This window comes from Rhodococcus sp. OK302 (genome assembly GCF_002245895.1).
In the GTDB taxonomy this organism is placed as follows: Bacteria; Actinomycetota; Actinomycetes; order Mycobacteriales; family Mycobacteriaceae; genus Rhodococcus_F.
Window position 1 is genome coordinate 2,356,957 of record NZ_NPJZ01000001.1, and the last position, 17,028, is coordinate 2,373,984.

Below are 17,028 nucleotides of genomic sequence, written 5' to 3' on the forward strand. Positions count from 1 at the left end.
GACGATCATGCAGGAACTGAAGATGATTGACGTAGCAGTCGGCGAATTTGCGACGGATCCGGCTCGTTTCGCCGGAATCAGCATCAGTGAGATCGTTCGTCACTGGTCGGAGACCATTCCCGACCGAACTGCGTTCATCACTCCGACGTCGAGAATTTCGTGGGCGCAGTACGACGCTGCGGCCGACGCCATCGCGTCGGCGCTCGAGCTTTCGGGTGAGGGCTACGGTCATGTGGCCGTTCTCCTCCCGGACACGATGGTCTTTCACGCGGCACTCTGCGCTGCGTACCGTACCGGCCGGGTGGCCGTGGGAATCGGGTCGCGCTCTGGTCTTCGTGAAATCTCGCACCTGATTTCGCGCTCCGACGCCGGTGTTCTGGTGACCGCCCGATCGTTGCGTGGGGTGGATACCGCTGAACTGATCGCGCAGTTGCGTGAACTACATCCGGCACTGGACATCGTGTTTGCCGACGAGAATGGATCGGTCGAGTTCGAACGTTCCGCTCCCGCCGGCGGCGTAGTGTCACTGCCCGTTGAGATCCGCGAATTTGCTCCGACCAGTCCGTGTTTCACGACGGCCGCAGTGTCCATGCTCAATTCGACGTCAGGTACTACCGGCTTGCCCAAGCTGGTGACTCAGACGGAGGATCGGTGGGTTGCGTTCTCCGAGATCGGGGCCGACGCAGCAGGAATCGGGTACGAGGAAGTATTCCTCGGCGCCGTGCCCGCACCTTTCGGTTTCGGGCTGTGGACTTCGCATTTCCTTCCGGCATTGCTGGGCGCGCCTAACGTAGTGATGGAACGGTTTGACGTTGCCGTGATGATCGACCTCATCGAGCGCGAGCGTGTGACGGTGTTGAACTGTGTGAGTACACAATTCAAGATGCTTCTGCGGTCGGAAGCTGCCGAGAAGGCCGATCTCAGCTCGTTGCGTGTCATGTTCACCGGCGGCGAGGCCGTCCCGTACTCGGAGGCACTGGCTTTCGAGGAACGAACCGGCGCAGCGGTACTGCAGTTCTACGGCTCGAACGAGACCGGTGCAGTGTCCGTGACCACCGTCGGGGATGACTCCGATACCCGATTGCGTACGTGCGGACATGTCATCGACCGGATGCAGGTTCGTGTATTCGACGACGCTGCAACAGAAGTCACAGGATCGCACCGACGTGGGCAGCCTGCCGTCAACGGTCCGTTGATGTGTCAGGGTTACTGGGGCGACGTCGAGGCCAACAACGAGCTGTACACCGACGATGGCTGGATGCTTCTCGGAGACATCGTCGAGATCGACGAAGCCGGACGTGTTCGAGTGGTCGGCCGTAAGGCCGACATCATCATTCGTGGTGGCAAGAACATTTCTGCCGTCGAGGTCGAGGAGTACGTTCGCGCTCATCCGGCGGTGGACTTGGTTGCGGCAGTGGGCGTCGACGACGCGTTGTTCGGCGAGAAGGTGTGCGCCGTTGTGGTAACCAAGGACGAGTGCGAACTGACTGCGGAGGAACTCACGACGTGGATGCGTGAGCAGGGCGTCACTCGTGAGTACATTCCGGAATATGTGATGACGGTGCCGGAACTGCCGATGGCTGCGGGCGGCAAGGTAGCCAAGGGCGCTGTCAAGGAACTCGTGCGAAGTGAATTGGCTCAAACCGTGTGAAGAGTCGGTGCTGCTGAACCGGACGGGTTAGTCTGATTCGGACATTTTGCCGAGCGGTCAGGACTTCGATGACACAACAATCACCCTCCCGGTGGCGCAAGAGACTTTTGTGGACCGTAGGTTCCGTGTCCATCGTGGTGGGCGGTGTCGTCCTCGCATTTGTTGTCAGTCCGAAACCCGGCGCACTGACTGTGCGCTGGGTTTTCGAGCGGGGTGCTGACAAGGAAACTGCAGCGATGCAGAAATTTGCTCCGGGCGGCGTCGACGTCATCCGGGATCAGCAGTATCGCGTAGATGACGCGGATGCGTATCTGGACGTCTACGTTCCCAGTGGCACACAGGCGGCATTGCCGACCGTCGTCTGGACGCATGGTGGCGCGTGGATTTCCGGAAACAAGTCCAACTACGCGACGTACTACGAATTACTCGCGTCCCGCGGGTTCACGGTGGTGGCGCTCGATTACTCTCTCGGACCCGAGCACTACTATCCGACGGCTGTCGGCCAACTCAACGACGCCCATGCGTACATCGTGGAGAACGCCGAGAGATTGCATATCGATCCGTCGAAGATCTTCCTGGCCGGCGATTCGGCCGGTGCACAGTTGTCGAGCCAGTTGGCGACGCTCATCACCAGTCCCGAGTACGCCGAGATCGTCGGTGTGGAGCCTGCACTGCGTCCGGAACAACTGCGCGGTGTTGTGTTGAACTGCGGAATTTACGACGTCGCGAACATGGTCGGTGGCCCGGGCATCATCGGGTGGGGTGTGGACAGATCGCTGTGGGCCTACACGGGCGAGCGCGATTTTCTCAATACCGAAGCAGCGAAACAGATGTCGACGCTGAATTACGTGAACGAGGACTTTCCGCCCGTCTACATCAGTGGCGGAAACGGTGACCCTCTCACCAACAAGCAGTCGAAGCCGTTGGCCGACAAGTTGACTGGGTTCGGCGTCAAAGTGGACGCATTGTTCTATCCGGCCGATCATGAACCCGCGCTCCCGCATGAGTATCAGTTCAATCTCGATAATGCGGACGGGATGACAGCCTTCGAGCGCACAGTCGATTTCTTGTCCGCGCGAGTGGATTAGGCGTATTTCCTTGTTTCGCTGAGGAATTTCCGATATCAGACAAGTGATCGAATGAGATTGCCAGCGAATTCCCAGGTACCTATTTTCCGCTAGCCTGGTGTGCGTTGTTGTTTCCGACGCTCAGGAGTTTGTTGTGCCTAAACCGCCAGTCCCCAGATGGCGTCGGCGCATGCTCGGTCTCCTCGGTGTGGTTGTAGTTCTGGCGGTTCTCGGTGGCGCATCGGCGTACTTCAGCCCGTGGCCAGGCACGCTGGCGATCCGATGGATGGCTGCCGGCAGCGCCGATTCGGTCAGCTCGACGCTCGACGAATTGGCGCCTTCCGGCATCACGACAGTGTCGGATGTGCAATATCGCGAGGGAGACCCGGACGCACTGCTCGACGTTTATTATCCGGCGGCGACGCCAATGGGGTTGCCTACGCTGATCTGGGCGCACGGCGGCAGTTGGATCTACGGCGACAAAACAGACTATTCAGGGTATTACGAGAGCTTGGCCGGTGAAGGATTCACCGTCATCTCGTTGGACTATTCGCTGGGCCCGGACGCCATGTATCCGACGGTGCTGAGTCAACTCAACGATGCCTACCGCTACATCACTGACAACGCGGCCACTTTGCACGTCGATTCCGGTCAACTGTTTCTCGGCGGCGATTCCGCCGGCGCGCAGATTTCCAGCCAGATATCGGCCATGGTCACCGATCCGAGCTACGCCGCACAGGTCGGCGTGAAACCTAGCATCTCACCCGATCAGCTACGCGGCGTCGTTCTCGACTGCGGTGTCTACGACATGAACGAATTCCTGGCGCGGGAAGGCAAATTCGGCTGGACGGCAGACCGCGAATCCGTCTGGGCGTACACGGGAACCAAGGACTTCGAGAGTTCTGTTGCAGTCCAGCAGATGTCGACGCTCAATTTCGTGACAGCAAAGTTTCCGCCGACATTCATCACCGGCGGCAACGTCGACGTACTGACCGCGGGCCAGTCGAAACCGTTTGCGGACAAGCTCACCCGCCTCGGCGTCGACGTCGACGCTCTCTTCTATCCCGACGACTACCAGCCGGAACTCGATCACGAGTACCAATTCGATCTGGATACTCCGGACGGTCAGGTGGCATTCGATCGCACCGCTGCGTTCCTAGACGAGCATTCTCAGTAGAATTCGATTAGCGAATCACGTACGGCGAGATAGAACTTCGATGTTCGCTGATGTCCAAGTCCTTACCCAGGGGAGGGAAGGCGCGCTGCGGGCAGTTCAGGCGTTCGCAGACGCGGCAACCCGAGCCGATGGGGGTGCCGGGGTTGGACTCGTCGAGATCCAGGCCGTCGCTGTAGACAAGGCGATGTGCGTGCCGGATTTCGCAGCCCAACCCGATGGCAAAGATCTTTTGAGGCTGACCGTAGCGAGCGGCCCGACGTTCCACTGTGCGCGCGATCCAGAGGTACCGTCGACCGTCAGGCATCTGGGCGATCTGCGGCATGATCTTGCCCGGGTAGGAGAAGGTTTCGTATACGTTCCACAGCGGGCACGTACCGCCGCTGGTGGAGAAATGAAAGCCCGTGGCGGACTGACGTTTCGACATGTTTCCGGCGCGGTCGACGCGCACGAACATGAACGGTACGCCGCGCAGTTTCGGTCGCTGCAAAGTCGAAAGTCGATGGCAGATCGTTTCGTAACTTGCGGAGTAGAACGCCGACATTCGTTCGATGTCGTAGCGGAAGTCCTCGGCCACGTCGTGGAACTGGCTGTAGGGGAGTACCGTCGCCGCGGCAAAGTAGTTGGCCAGGCCGAGTCGGGCCAGCGATACCGATTCGTCGCTGGTGAAGTTGCCTCCCGCCACCAACGAATCGAGTAGGTCGCCGTGTTCGAGGTACGCGAGTTCGGTCGCGAACTTGAAGACCTGCTGCCCGCCGGAGAGGTGCGACGAGATTTCGAGGACCCGAGTGGTGGGGTCGTAGCGGTGCAAAATGTTCTCACCGAGGTCGATGCGGCGAACAATCTGCACGTCGTGAACACTTTCGAGTCGACGGGCAATTTCGCCGGCAACATCGCCGCGATGGAATCGCAGCCGAGCAGTCAATTCTTCCGCCGCAACATCCAAGTCGTGAATGTAGTTCTGTCGTTGGTAGAAGTAGTCGCGTACCTCTTCGTGCGGCATGGTGATGGATCCGCTGCCGCTGCCGTCGGAAAACCGATCCTCGGTGGCTGCCGCCAGCTGCGCGGTGGTGTTGCGGAAGCGGCGATGCATGTTGACCATCGCCTTGGCCAGGCCCGGATGCGTTGACACCATTTCGGCGATCTCGTGGGCATCGGCGTCGATACCCATTTCCTGGTCGAGCGCCACCTCGCGCATTTCGGCGATCAGCCGTGTGTCGTCCTGGGATGAGAAGAAGGTTGTGTCGACGCCGAAGACTTCGCTGATGCGTAGCAGGACAGGCACAGTCAGCGGTCTGACGTCATGCTCGATCTGGTTGAGATAGCTTGCCGATATCTCCAGGGTCTTCGCCAACGACGCTTGGCTCAGGCCGCGCTCGGTACGTAGCTGGCGCAGCCGGACACCGACAAAGGTTTTCGACATTTTGCCAGGATACGAGGGGTTGCGACGGTTCGCAATATTGGGTTTGCAGGCTTAACTACTTTTCTTGTCGGTGGCTGCTGGCACTCTGGTAGAAGACCAACAGGTCGGTGTTCTTCGCCTCGTCATCAGGAGCAGAATTGACCAATCCGAATCTCACACTCATCGCTGTCTTGCTCGATCGTTCGGGCTCAATGAATTCGATCAAGTCCGATACCGAGGGCGGATTCGACGCATTCATAGCCGAGCAGCGCGCCCAGCCTGGCGAAGCAATTGTGACGCTCGCACAGTTCGACAACACCTACGAGCGGGTGTACACGAAAATCCCGATCGCAGATGTCCCGGCGCTGGATCTACGTCCGCGAGGTGGCACAGCATTGCTCGACGGCATCGGCCGCATCACCACCGAAATCGGCGAACAACTCGCCGCGCAACCGGAGGCGGAGCGGCCCGGCAATGTGATCGTTGTCGTGATCACAGACGGACATGAGAATCGTAGTGAGGAGTGGACTCTCGACGCGGTCAAGACGGCGATCACGCGCCAAGAGGACGTCTATTCCTGGGACTACCTTTTCCTCGGTGCAAACATCGATGCGGTATCCGTCGGCAGACGGATGGGTTTCAAGCCCGAAAAGTCGATCACCTACGACGCATCCAGCCAGTACGTCGGCGCTGCGTATGCGGTGACTGCCGACTACGTCAGCCGCAAGCGTGGTACCCCGCTCGGTGCGCCCAAGCCGGCAGGATTCTCGGATTCGGATCGCTCCGCGACAAAGGAATAGCGGCCTAAATTCTCCGGCTTCTCTGATTACACGCGGTTTTCCGATCGCGGTGCGCCCATCCCCGGATTGATCTGGAATGGACCGCTCGACGATGGAGCGAGCGGGAAGTCGAAGATCGCGGTCGGGAGGTACACCGTCGAACAGGAGTTGGGGATGTCCACGACGCCGGAAAGACGGCCTTCGATCGGCGCCGCTCCCAGCAGGAGATACGCCTGCTCGGGGGCGTAGCCGAACTTCGTGAGGTATTCGATCGCGTGCAGGCAAGCGCGCTGGTAGGAGAGATGCGAGTCCAGATACTTCTGCTCGCCGTCCAAAGTTACCGACGTGCCCGAGAACGCCAACCACTCGGAATACTGCGGATCTGTGTTGCCGGGCATGAAGATCGCATTCTCGGACACCCCGTAGGTATCCATGCCACCTTTGATGATGTCGACGCGAATGTCGATGAAGCCGCCCATCTCGATGGCACCGCAGAAAGTGATCTCACCGTCGCCCTGGGAGAAATGTAGATCTCCCACAGACAGATTCGCACCGTCGACAAACACGGGATAGAAGATTCGGCTGCCCTTGGTCAGGTTTTTGATGTCCTGATTGCCGCCGTTTTCGCGGGGCGGTGCAGTGCGTGCGGCCTCACCGGCCACACGGGTGAACTCGTCGCCAATGAGCGAGCCGAGTACGGCGTCGCGAGGCTCCGGCGGAAGTGCCAGTGGAGGAACGCGATTGGGATCGGTGGCGATCAAGGCACCTTCGCGGGCGTTCCACTTGGCCAGCAACGCCGCCGACGGGGCAGTGCCCATCAAACCGGGGTGCACAATGCCAGTGAACGATACGTGCGGAATGTGGCGCGAGGTTGCCGTCTGCCCGGAGAAATCCCACACGGCCTTGTAGGCGTCGGGAAATTGCTCGGTGAGGAAGCCGCCGCCATTGTTACGTGGAAAGATGCCGGTATATCCCCAGCCCTGCCCGGCCAGCGGGCCCGAATCCTCTTGGGGGATAGGGCCGATATCGAGAATGTCGACTATCAAGAGGTCGCCGGGCTTCGCGCCTTCGACGGCAAACGGACCGGAGAGCGTGTGCACCGTGGTGAGCGGGGCGTTGAGAATATCGTCGGCCGAATCGTCGTTGTGTATTGCGCCGTCGAACCATTCGCGGCAGTGAACGCGAAAGGAGTCACCAGGTTTCACCGTCACGGCGGCCGGGATGTCGGGGTGCCAGCGGTTGTGCCCGACGATGGCCTGCTCGGTGAATTTCTTGGCGGAATCGAGAGGGAACAGCAGCTCTGGCATACGGACTCCTCATTCTCGGAAAAGACAATTAGGGGCGAGGTAGCTTGCGGTGCAACGGATTGGAGGTCATCGGGGTGGGAGAACGCCGCGCGCCCGGTACCGAACCGCTGACCACTGCCGGTTCATGCGCGGAACGGGCTGTGCTGTCGAGAAGGCCCATTGCCGTCGACGAGGCATGGCTCAATCGTGGTGAGGAAACCATGCGTCGGGATTCGCTGTCGCACCGAGGGCACAGGATGGACGTAGGAACCTCGGCCATCGCGAATGACCGCTCGACCGGCCCGCAGCCGGTACACCGAAACTCGTACAGGGGCATGCGGTCACGCTAGCGGAGGTTCCCGGATTGCGATACCGGAACGGAGACCTGTTAACGCAGAAGTACCACTGCGCCGTCGCCTCCGGAGCAGGTGACGATTCCGCCGGCGCTGGAGCACGTCATGCGATATTCCTTGCCGGTCACCGGACTACGGGCATCCACCGTCTTTGCTTGGCCCTGGACGCCGGCATTTCCGTAGGCACTGCGAACTGCCTCGGCAAAGCCGCACGACGTGTTGGTCGAACCGATTGCCGACTCTCGGTATCCGCCGCTGACGGCACCGGAGCCGGGGCAGGCAGACGCTCCGGCCGGGAAACTCACTGCATTCGGCGTGGTCGTGGGAGCGGCGGTGGTAGTAGTGGGCTTCGTTGTGGTGGGACTGGTCGTGGTGGGGCTTGTCGTTGTCGGACGCGTAGTGCTGGGACGTGTGGTGGCATGCGCTGAAGGCGAAGGGGGAGAGGAGCTTTCGAGTGTCCGTGTGGTGGACGGGATTCCGGCCGCCGCGGAACTCGGGGCCTGCTTAGGCCAGAGAATGACTGCCAGTCCGCCGAACAGGGCGATCGCCGCGACAACGCACAGGGTGATCACCACGATCGTCCAGCCCGGCTTGCTCGGCGGTGGTCCGTCCGGGCCGGCGGGATACAACTGTGGCGTCGCCCGATAGACAGGCTCACCCCCGTAGCCGAGTTGAGGTGGCGTCGGGCCGGCCTGTGACCATGCCTGGTTGTCGGGTGTCGGCGACTGTGGCTGGGTCACTCGGTTACCGCCCACAATGCAGGGAAGTGTGGGACATAGGTGCCTTACCTTCGTGCCTGCCAAGGACAAGCGGGATGAACCGGGAATCTTCACACTAATTTGCCGTAACCGACTTTTCTGTCGAATGGCGCGAAATTCGCCAATGTGCCGGTCCTCTGGGCACACAAGTCTGCAATTTCTGCGGGAATCCGCATCTGAGGGCAAGTTCTGTGGACTCAGGCACGGTTGCGGCGAGGAATGGACGCGTGATTGCCGTCACTCCGGAGCGTGAATTGTTGCCCGAAACGGTGGTTTCGGCCTCGGACGGGGCGGTGAAAATCTGGGCCGTCGGCGTTGTGTGCATTTCGTTCACAGCCTGCACGTTCCTTGCTACTGGCCAGTAGGAAACGTGTCCGATTGGCGCACTTTGCCCGCCTCACTTTCTTTGCAAACTTAGCAAAGCGTATTGAAAAGATAGCGAAGATTGGCATTAGCTACAGGTAGACGGCACTTTTTTCATGTGCCATTCTCGATGAGTACACGAAAAGGGCCTGGCAATGATGTGAAGCAGTACGGATGTACCGCTCACAACGGGCCGGACCAGTAGATCAAAGAGATGGAGTCTTGATGTCGACCACCGGCACCCCGAAGACCGCAGCAGAGCTCCAGCAGGATTGGGACACCAACCCTCGCTGGAAGGGCGTTACTCGCAACTACACGGCCGATCAGGTCGTCAAGCTCCAGGGCACCGTCGTCGAGGAGCACACCCTCGCTCGCCGCGGCTCCGAGATCCTCTGGGATCTCGTGAACAACGAGGACTACATCAACTCCCTCGGTGCACTGACCGGCAACATGGCTGTGCAGCAGGTTCGCGCCGGCCTGAAGGCCATCTACCTCTCCGGTTGGCAGGTTGCCGGCGACGCTAACCTCTCGGGCCACACGTACCCGGACCAGAGCCTGTACCCGGTCAACTCGGTTCCGACCGTCGTTCGCCGCATCAACAACGCACTGCTTCGCGCCGACGAAATCGCCAAGAACGAGGGCGACACCTCCGTCAGCAACTGGCTCGCTCCGATCGTCGCTGACGCCGAAGCCGGCTTCGGTGGCGCACTCAACGCTTACGAGCTGCAGAAGGCCATGATCGCCGCCGGCGCAGCAGGCGTGCACTGGGAAGATCAGCTCGCTTCGGAGAAGAAGTGCGGCCACCTCGGTGGCAAGGTGCTCATCCCGACGCAGCAGCACATCCGCACCCTGACGTCGGCTCGTCTGGCTTCCGATGTCGCGGACGTTCCGTCCGTCATCATCGCCCGCACCGACGCTGAGGCCGCAACCCTCATCACCTCCGACGTGGACGAGCGCGACCGCCCGTTCCTCGACGGAACCCGCACGGCTGAAGGCTTCTACGGCGTCAAGAACGGTATCGAGCCGTGCATCGCTCGCGCCAAGGCTTACGCACCGTACGCAGACCTCATCTGGATGGAGACCGGCGTGCCGGACCTCGAGGTTGCAAAGAAGTTCTCCGAGTCCGTTCGCAGCGAATTCCCGGACCAGATGCTGGCCTACAACTGCTCCCCTTCCTTCAACTGGAAGGCGCACCTGGACGACGCGACCATCGCGAAGTTCCAGAAGGAGCTCGGCGCGATGGGCTTCAAGTTCCAGTTCATCACCCTCGCAGGCTTCCACTCGCTCAACTACGGCATGTTCGACCTGGCCTACGGTTACGCCCGCGAAGGCATGACGGCATTCGTCGACCTGCAGGAGCGCGAGTTCAAGGCTGCTGAAGAGCGTGGCTTCACGGCCATCAAGCACCAGCGTGAGGTTGGCGCCGGCTACTTCGACACCATCGCCACCACCGTTGACCCCAACACCTCGACGGCAGCCCTCAAGGGCTCCACCGAAGAGGGCCAGTTCCACTAAGAACTGACGCGTGGCGGGGGAGAGGCTCAACTTCGGGTCTCTCCCCTGCCTGTATCACCGCTCGATTTTCTCTTGTCTTCAAGGCAGTTCCGATTGCGTCGGCCATCAGCGTCGACGCGGTTCGAAGTGCTTCCCGCAACAACACCTCCACCAGACAAACAAGGAGCTGACGTGACCAGCGAAAAAATTCAGCGCGTCGGCGTTATCGGCGCCGGGATCATGGGTGCCGGAATCGCCGAGGTGTGCGCCCGCGCACATGTCGATGTTCTGGTCTTCGAGCAGACTCGCGAGCTTGCAGCAGCCGGGCGTTCACGCATTCTGCGTTCGCTCGACCGCGGCGTGAGCAGCGGAAAGATCACAGAACGTGAGCGTGAGCAGGCTGCATGGCGTCTGCGTTTCACCTCCGATCTGGGTGATTTCGCGGACCGCCAGCTCGTTGTGGAGGCCGTCGTCGAAGACGAGAAAATCAAGAGCGAAATCTTCGCAGAACTCGACTCCATCGTCACCGACCCCAACGCGGTGTTGGCGTCCAACACGTCGTCGATCCCCATCATGAAGCTGGGTATCACGACCAAGCGTCCCGAGCGTGTCATCGGAATGCACTTCTTCAACCCGGTTCCGGTTCTGCCTCTCGTCGAATTGGTGACGACGCTCAAGACCAGTGCCGCAGTGTCCGAGCGCGCCGAAGCTTTTGCCAGTGACATCCTGGGCAAGCAGGTCGTCCGCAGTGCCGACCGCTCCGGCTTCGTCGTCAACGCTCTTCTGGTTCCGTACCTGCTTTCGGCCATCCGCATGGTCGAGTCGGGCTTCGCGACGAAGGAAGACATCGACAAGGCAACGGTTTTGGGCCTCGCGCACCCCATGGGTCCGCTGGCTCTGACGGACCTGGTCGGACTCGACACCGTCAAGTCCATCGCCGACTCCATGTACGAAGAGTTCAAGGAGCCGCTGTACTCCGCTCCGCCGCTGCTTCTGCGCATGGTCGAAGCCGGCTTGACCGGTAAGAAGTCCGGCGCGGGCTTCTACGAATACCCCGACAACGGTCGCGGCGCCAAGCAAGCAAGCTAAGGCCCACGGCCCCGTGCGCCTTTGTGGTAGTTGCGACTACCAGAAAGGCGCACGGGGTGCTTGCGCCCCGAGGTAAGAAAGGTCGACCGCATGTCCAGCAGCACCGCAGCATTCGGATCCAGCGTCCTGGGGTATCCGCGTATCGGGCCGCGCCGCGAGCTCAAGCGCGCCCTCGAGTCCTACTGGCACGGCAACTCCGACAAGGACACACTCGTAGCGGTCGCCAAGGAACTTCAGGAATCTACCTGGAGCGAATTGGCTGCGACGGGATTGAGTCAGGTTCCGGGTAATACCTTCTCGTTCTACGACCACGTTCTTGACAACGCGTTGATGTTCGGTGCCGTCCCCGAGCGGTTCAAGCCGCTCGAAAGTTCTTTGGACCCACTCGATTTCTACTTCACGATGGCACGCGGACGTCCTGACTTCCCGCCGCTCGAGCTGGTGCGGTTCTTCGGAACCAACTACCACTACCGTCAGCCCGAGATCGACGCAAACACGGCGTTCTCGCTCCATTCGGAGACGCTGCTCGACGAGTTCGAACGCGCCAAGGCTCGCGGAATCGAACTGCGTCCCGTAATCATGGGACCGGTTTCGTTGCTCCTGCTTTCCAAGGTGGGGCCGGCAACGGAAGCGGTTGACCCCGATTTCACGCCGCTCGACCGTCTCGACGATCTTCTGCCCGTCTACGAGCAGCTGTTCGAGCAGCTCGCCAAGGCCGGCGCGACGTGTGTCCAGTTGGACGAGCCTTCGGTGACGGAAGATCGCACCGCGGCGGAACTCGCTGCGCTGGGGCGTGCGTACGACAAGCTGTCACACGCACCGTTGCGTCCGCGTCTCCTGGTCACCGGACCGTACGGCAAATTCGGTGAGGCACTGAACATTCTGGCCGCGACCAAGGTCGAGGCATTCGGTCTCGATCTGGTGCACGGCAAGATCACAGCCGAAGAGTTGGCTGCGGTTCCGCACATCAAGCGCAAGCGCATCTACGCCGGTGTCGTCGACGGTCGAAACGTCTGGCGTGTCGACCGTTTCAACACTTTGACGTACCTCAACGAGCTCAAGGACGTCGTCCCGGATCTTGTTGTCTCCACGTCGTCTTCGCTGCTGCATGTGCCGTACGACGTGCTCTCGGAGTACGACATCCCCGGTGACGTCGCAGACCGTTTGGCCTTTGCCAAGCAGAAGGTCGGCGAGGTCGTTTCACTGGCGAAGGCGCTCACGGAAGGTCCTTCGGACCGGTGGAAGAAGCGTCCGACGAAGGTGCACTTCAAGCTCAAGCATGCGGTGCGTGCCCGGGTCAATGCCATCAAGCCGGAAGATCGGGTTCGGGCACCGTACGAGGAGCGTCGTAAGGCTCAGCAGGAACGGTTGAACCTGCCGCTGGTGCCGGCGCAGACCTTGGGCTCGTTCCCGCAGACGGACGAAATCCGCCAGGCGCGTTACGAACTCGGCGAGGGCCGGTTGGCGTGGGACGACTACTACAAGCGCATCCAGGAAGAAATCGAACGCACCATCCGCCTGCAGGAAGACATCGGACTCGATGTCCTCGTGCACGGTGAGCATGAGCGTAACGACATGGTTCAGTACTTCGCCGAACTGCTCGAGGGCTATGCCTTCACGCACAACGGTTGGGTGCAGGCCTACGGATCTCGGGCTACACGTCCGCCGATTCTCTACGGCGACGTTGCACGTCCGAAGCCGATGACGGTCGAGTGGATTGCCTACGCGCAGTCGCTGACCGACAAGCCCGTCAAGGGCATGCTCACCGGGCCGGTCACCATGATCGCCCGTTCGTTCGTTCGTCAGGACCAGCCGCTCTACGAAACGGCAGAGCAAGTGGCCCTTGTCATTCGAGACGAAATCGCGGATCTCGAAGCCGCCGGTATCGCCATCATTCAGGTGGACGAGCCTGCAATTCGTGAACTGCTGCCACTGCGTGAGGACGGCCGGGAGGCCTACCTGGAGTGGGCCGTCGACGCGTTCCGTCTGGCAACAGGTGGGGCGAAGCCGGAAACACAGATCCACACACATCTGACGTACTCCGCTCGGTCGTCGGTGGTCGACGCCATCGAACGGTTGGATGCCGATGTGACGGCTATCGTCGCGACCCGCTCCATCACGTGGGTGCTCGACGCACTGAAGGAAGGCGCGCTTACTCACGGCGTCGGCCCCGGTGTGTACGAATCTCGTTCGGCTCGGATCCCTGACATCGACGAACTCGACGAATTGCTCACGGAGGCAAGTGAATCGATTTCTCTCGATCGCTTGTGGGCTAACCCGGACGGTGGACTCAAGACCCGCCACCCGTGGCAGCTCGAACCGGCACTGCGCAACCTTGTTGCCGCAGCGCGGAGGTTGCGTCGCCGAGCGGAACAAGCGGAGAGCGCAGCAGAGTAAGTATTAGATTCGACACCCGAAGGGGCCTGCAATTTGCAGGCCCCTTCGGTCGCGAGTAGGCATGTACCCATGGTTACTGCTGCCGCTTACGCCGCGACGTCCGCTGATGGTCCGCTCGAGAAGACCACCATCGATCGCCGCGAGCTCGGTCCACTGGACATTCTCATCGACATCAAGTTCGCCGGCATCTGCCACTCCGACATCCACAGCGCCCGAAACGAGTGGGGCGGAGCAAGATACCCGCTCGTCCCCGGTCACGAAATTGCCGGCGTCGTTGCCGCGGTCGGTTCCGAAGTAAGCAAGCACAAGGTCGGCGATCGCGTCGGAGTCGGCTGCTTTGTGGACTCGTGTGGTGAGTGCGATATGTGCCTCGCCGGTGAAGAGCAGTACTGCCGTACCGGAGTGACCGCAACCTACAACGCCAAGGGCCGCGACGGTGAGCGCACCCAGGGCGGCTATTCCACCAACATCGTGGTCACGGAACACTTTGTGCTCTCGATCCCCGACGGCATCGAACTCGACGTGGCGGCACCGCTCTTGTGCGCCGGCATCACGTTGTACTCGCCGCTTCGACATTGGAACGCCGGGCCGGGCACGAAGGTCGCGATCATCGGATTCGGCGGGCTCGGTCACGTCGGGGTGAAGATTGCCAAGGCCATGGGCGCCGAGGTCACTGTCCTGAGTCAGTCACTGAGCAAGCAGGAAGACGGCTTCCGGCTCGGTGCCGATCACTACTACGCCACGAAGGACACCGAAACCTTCAAGACGTTGCGCGGTCAGTTCGACCTGATTCTCAACACTGTCTCGGTCAACCTCGACATCGACGCGTACATGTCCCTGCTGGCACTCAACGGAACGCTCGTTGAACTGGGACTACCCGAGAAGCCCATCGAAGTTCGCGCATTCTCGCTGGCGGCGAACCGTCGCAGCCTGGCGGGCAGCATGGTCGGCGGGATTCCGCAGACGCAGGAAATGCTGGACTTTTGTGCTGAGCACGGGATCGGCGCCGAGATCGAAGTGATCCCCGCGAGTGACATCAACGCTGCTTACGAACGCGTGATCAAGAGTGACGTCAGATATCGGTTCGTCATCGACACGGCCACGATCTGACAACACAGTCGCAGCTAGTCGAGTTGCTCGCGGAGGTTACTGAGAGTCTTCGCGAGCAACCTCGACACATGCATCTGAGACACCCCGACCTTCTCGGCGATCTGCGTCTGCGTCATGTTGCCGAAGAACCGCAGCATCAGCACAGTTCGTTCGCGCTCCGGGAGTTTTTCGAGCAGCGGGCGTAATGCTTCGTGATTTTCGACGTTCTCGAGTGCCGCGTCGTAATCACCGAGCGTTTCGACGAGGGGGAGGTCGTCAGTGTGGTTGGACGCCGCACCATCCACCGAAACCGTTTGGTACGCATTGCCGGCGATGAGTGCCTGGGCGACTTCTTCACGCTCGACGCCCAGCGTTGCCGCCAACTCGTCGACGGTCGGAGCATGGCCCAACTGTTGTGACAGTTCGCTGATGGCTTGACCGAGTTGGAAGTGTAATTCCTTCATTCGACGCGGTACTCGGACCGCCCATCCGGTATCGCGGAAGTGCCGACGGACTTCGCCCATCACCGTGGGGACGGCAAACGACACAAAATCCGACCCGCGAGTGACGTCGAAGCGGTCTACCGCGTTGACCAAGCCGAGTCTGGCGACCTGGACGAGGTCGTCGTGTGCTTCCCCGCGGCCGTCGAACCTCCGAGCGATGTGCTCCGCCAGCGGCAGGCATCGCGTGATGAGCGCCGCCCGCACCCGTTGGTACTCGACACCTTCGTGATCGAGTGTCCCGAGATTCTCGAAAACTGCTATGACGTCTCGGTATTCGTCCGTTGATCGTCGACGCGGCCGCGGTGAGCCGTCCGCGGGAGGTGTCACGGGCGCCTACCGTCGGCCTTGGCAAATTTCATGGTGGTGATGTAGCCGGAACCGTGGGGATCCGCTTCTTGGTCGAGGGAAATCGAATCGGTGAGCGCAGTGAGGATGTGCCAGCCGAATGAACGCTGGTCGCCACTGTCATAGTCGGCTGTTGTGGTCGATACCGAGACGTGCAGCTGCGGCGCGGTGTACACGAACCGGCAGACCAGTACCGAATCGGGGAGAGCGCGAACGATGAGGTGTGTGCAAATTTCGTCCATCGCCAGCCGGATGTCGGCGATGGTGTCGAGGTCGAAGTTTTCTTGAATTGCAACCGTCGCAGCGAGTGCGCGCAGTATCGACAGTTGGTCCGGGGTTGCCCGGATTCTCAACTCGACAACTGGCTGGGTTTGATCCTGCTCGGGCTCGATTGCGCTGAGATGTGCCATTAGTTCTCCGGATCGTCGTACCAGGAGTTGGCCGCGGCCTCTGGTGCGGTGAACGATACCCACCGATGCAATCACGGACACCCCAATACGGAAAATGACTGCGCCGGTGCGCAGACTCTACAACGGGATTACCGCATTTCGCGTGCCGTCAAACCACTCTCGAGTACCAAATGTTTACAGATAGCGAACCGGACGCTCGCAACGCGGTTGTGACCTTCATCATCTCGGGGTACTGTTCGTAACCGAGGTTGAGCACACAGCCGATGAGGGAATATCCAGTCGTTCTTCATTCGTACTTTGACCGAATATCGAGCATTGGCCCGAATATCGAGTGCGCCCTTGGATATCCCCCGTTTTCATGCAGAGTGTAAACCGTTGCGGGATGGGAGAACCATGACTGTTGTTCCTAGGACATCTGTTTCTGGCTTGACAAACTCAGGCTTGTCGGGCGCCGGTAGAGGATCCGTCGACTACGGGCCGCCTCCCTCAGCGACGTCCACTGCGTCCTTCCGTGCGCACAAGGTCAGTGCCGATACCGTGGTCATTCAGGTTCGCGGTGAGATTGATCTGTTGAGCTCCAATGCTTTTCGTGACTACCTCTCGCATCATGTTGCAACCGACCGTGCGCTGGTCGTGGATATGTCGGACCTTGCATTCATGGGAATGTGCGGGTTGTCTTCACTCTCTCTCCTTTCCACGTTGACACGTGATGCCGGCGGAAGTCTGGCGTTGATCTGCGGTCGACCGGTTCAGCGTCTACTCAAAGCTGCTGGTCAAGAATCCATGTTCGATTGCTACACAACGTTGGACAGCGCAGTCGGTATGGGGAACGCCAAGCGCCACCTGGCCTGAGTTGCTGCCAACGTAT

Annotated in this window: 15 protein-coding genes; 9 read left to right on the forward strand and 6 right to left on the reverse strand. The window is 60.5% G+C overall.

All coding sequences use genetic code 11. The annotated features are described in order from the left end of the window. Positions 1-22: 22 nt before the first annotated feature. From BDB13_RS11005 to BDB13_RS11015, 3 genes are all read left to right on the forward strand, one after another. Entirely contained in the window at positions 23-1,651 is a 1,629-nt protein-coding gene (locus tag BDB13_RS11005; RefSeq protein ID WP_254922787.1) for a class I adenylate-forming enzyme family protein, read from the forward strand. A 68-nt stretch (positions 1,652-1,719) separates the two neighbouring features. After that, on the forward strand, positions 1,720-2,739 hold the full coding sequence (locus BDB13_RS11010) for an alpha/beta hydrolase (protein ID WP_094271672.1): 1,020 nt from the start codon (positions 1,720-1,722) through the stop codon (positions 2,737-2,739). Between the two features lie 133 nt (positions 2,740-2,872). After that, complete coding sequence (locus tag BDB13_RS11015; protein ID WP_369597449.1) at positions 2,873-3,895, forward strand: alpha/beta hydrolase; 1,023 nt, start codon at positions 2,873-2,875, stop codon at positions 3,893-3,895. 7 nt (positions 3,896-3,902) lie between these two features. On the opposite strand, the gene ramB is transcribed toward BDB13_RS11015, so the two are convergent. Next, positions 3,903-5,315 carry an acetate metabolism transcriptional regulator RamB gene (ramB, locus tag BDB13_RS11020; RefSeq protein ID WP_094271674.1) on the reverse strand — a complete coding sequence of 471 codons (1,413 nt, stop codon included), beginning with the start codon at positions 5,313-5,315 and terminating at the stop codon, positions 3,903-3,905. Between the two features lie 137 nt (positions 5,316-5,452). On the opposite strand from ramB, the gene BDB13_RS11025 reads away from it, so the two are divergent. After that, positions 5,453-6,094 (forward strand): vWA domain-containing protein, encoded by a 642-nt coding sequence (locus BDB13_RS11025; protein ID WP_176459563.1) that lies wholly within the window; start codon positions 5,453-5,455, stop codon positions 6,092-6,094. Positions 6,095-6,120: 26 nt separating this feature from the next. On the opposite strand, the gene fmdA is transcribed toward BDB13_RS11025, so the two are convergent. Genes fmdA through BDB13_RS11040 form a run of 3 tightly spaced genes read right to left on the reverse strand, consistent with a single transcriptional unit; the run spans position 6,121 to position 8,452 of the window. Next, positions 6,121-7,380, reverse strand: coding sequence for a formamidase (gene fmdA, locus BDB13_RS11030; protein ID WP_094271675.1), 1,260 nt, complete (start codon positions 7,378-7,380; stop codon positions 6,121-6,123). A 28-nt stretch (positions 7,381-7,408) separates the two neighbouring features. Further along, positions 7,409-7,696 carry a zinc ribbon domain-containing protein gene (locus tag BDB13_RS11035; protein WP_094271676.1) on the reverse strand — a complete coding sequence of 96 codons (288 nt, stop codon included), beginning with the start codon at positions 7,694-7,696 and terminating at the stop codon, positions 7,409-7,411. Between the two features lie 51 nt (positions 7,697-7,747). Continuing rightward, on the reverse strand, positions 7,748-8,452 hold the full coding sequence (locus tag BDB13_RS11040) for a hypothetical protein (RefSeq protein ID WP_254922788.1): 705 nt from the start codon (positions 8,450-8,452) through the stop codon (positions 7,748-7,750). A gap of 606 nt (positions 8,453-9,058) precedes the next feature. Here BDB13_RS11040 and aceA point away from each other — a divergent pair. The 4 genes from aceA to BDB13_RS11065 all read left to right on the forward strand — a co-directional run bounded on the left by aceA (position 9,059) and on the right by BDB13_RS11065 (position 14,923). Next, positions 9,059-10,348, forward strand: a complete 1,290-nt coding sequence (gene aceA / locus BDB13_RS11050) for an isocitrate lyase (protein WP_094271678.1) — start codon at positions 9,059-9,061, stop codon at positions 10,346-10,348. 171 nt (positions 10,349-10,519) lie between these two features. After that, on the forward strand, positions 10,520-11,416 hold the full coding sequence (locus tag BDB13_RS11055; protein ID WP_094271679.1) for a 3-hydroxybutyryl-CoA dehydrogenase: 897 nt from the start codon (positions 10,520-10,522) through the stop codon (positions 11,414-11,416). Between the two features lie 90 nt (positions 11,417-11,506). After that, positions 11,507-13,813, forward strand: a complete 2,307-nt coding sequence (gene metE, locus BDB13_RS11060) for a 5-methyltetrahydropteroyltriglutamate--homocysteine S-methyltransferase (protein WP_094271680.1) — start codon at positions 11,507-11,509, stop codon at positions 13,811-13,813. A 69-nt stretch (positions 13,814-13,882) separates the two neighbouring features. After that, complete coding sequence (locus tag BDB13_RS11065) at positions 13,883-14,923, forward strand: NAD(P)-dependent alcohol dehydrogenase (RefSeq protein ID WP_094271681.1); 1,041 nt, start codon at positions 13,883-13,885, stop codon at positions 14,921-14,923. A 14-nt stretch (positions 14,924-14,937) separates the two neighbouring features. On the opposite strand, the gene BDB13_RS11070 is transcribed toward BDB13_RS11065, so the two are convergent. Further along, positions 14,938-15,732 (reverse strand): RNA polymerase sigma factor SigF, encoded by a 795-nt coding sequence (locus BDB13_RS11070; RefSeq protein WP_094271682.1) that lies wholly within the window; start codon positions 15,730-15,732, stop codon positions 14,938-14,940. Beyond that, positions 15,729-16,160: an ATP-binding protein gene (locus BDB13_RS11075; RefSeq protein ID WP_094274845.1), complete on the reverse strand. Its 432-nt coding sequence runs from the start codon at positions 16,158-16,160 to the stop codon at positions 15,729-15,731. Before BDB13_RS11075 ends, BDB13_RS11070 begins: the two co-directional genes overlap by 4 nt. A 393-nt stretch (positions 16,161-16,553) precedes the next feature. On the opposite strand from BDB13_RS11075, the gene BDB13_RS11080 reads away from it, so the two are divergent. Continuing rightward, positions 16,554-17,012 carry an STAS domain-containing protein gene (locus tag BDB13_RS11080; protein ID WP_094271683.1) on the forward strand — a complete coding sequence of 153 codons (459 nt, stop codon included), beginning with the start codon at positions 16,554-16,556 and terminating at the stop codon, positions 17,010-17,012. Positions 17,013-17,028: the final 16 nt, after the last annotated feature.

What these genes read in the sequence shown, in the direction of transcription:
- BDB13_RS11010 (WP_094271672.1), top strand. Translation starts at nt 1,720, where the DNA reads ATGACACAACAATCACCCTCCCGGTGGCGCAAGAGACTTTTGTGGACC.
- BDB13_RS11075 (WP_094274845.1), bottom strand. Translation starts at nt 16,160, where the DNA reads ATGGCACATCTCAGCGCAATCGAGCCCGAGCAGGATCAAACCCAGCCA.
- BDB13_RS11005 (WP_254922787.1), top strand. Translation starts at nt 23, where the DNA reads ATGATTGACGTAGCAGTCGGCGAATTTGCGACGGATCCGGCTCGTTTC.
- fmdA (WP_094271675.1), bottom strand. Translation starts at nt 7,380, where the DNA reads ATGCCAGAGCTGCTGTTCCCTCTCGATTCCGCCAAGAAATTCACCGAG.
- ramB (WP_094271674.1), bottom strand. Translation starts at nt 5,315, where the DNA reads ATGTCGAAAACCTTTGTCGGTGTCCGGCTGCGCCAGCTACGTACCGAG.
- BDB13_RS11080 (WP_094271683.1), top strand. Translation starts at nt 16,554, where the DNA reads ATGACTGTTGTTCCTAGGACATCTGTTTCTGGCTTGACAAACTCAGGC.
- aceA (WP_094271678.1), top strand. Translation starts at nt 9,059, where the DNA reads ATGTCGACCACCGGCACCCCGAAGACCGCAGCAGAGCTCCAGCAGGAT.
- BDB13_RS11065 (WP_094271681.1), top strand. Translation starts at nt 13,883, where the DNA reads ATGGTTACTGCTGCCGCTTACGCCGCGACGTCCGCTGATGGTCCGCTC.
- metE (WP_094271680.1), top strand. Translation starts at nt 11,507, where the DNA reads ATGTCCAGCAGCACCGCAGCATTCGGATCCAGCGTCCTGGGGTATCCG.
- BDB13_RS11035 (WP_094271676.1), bottom strand. Translation starts at nt 7,696, where the DNA reads ATGCCCCTGTACGAGTTTCGGTGTACCGGCTGCGGGCCGGTCGAGCGG.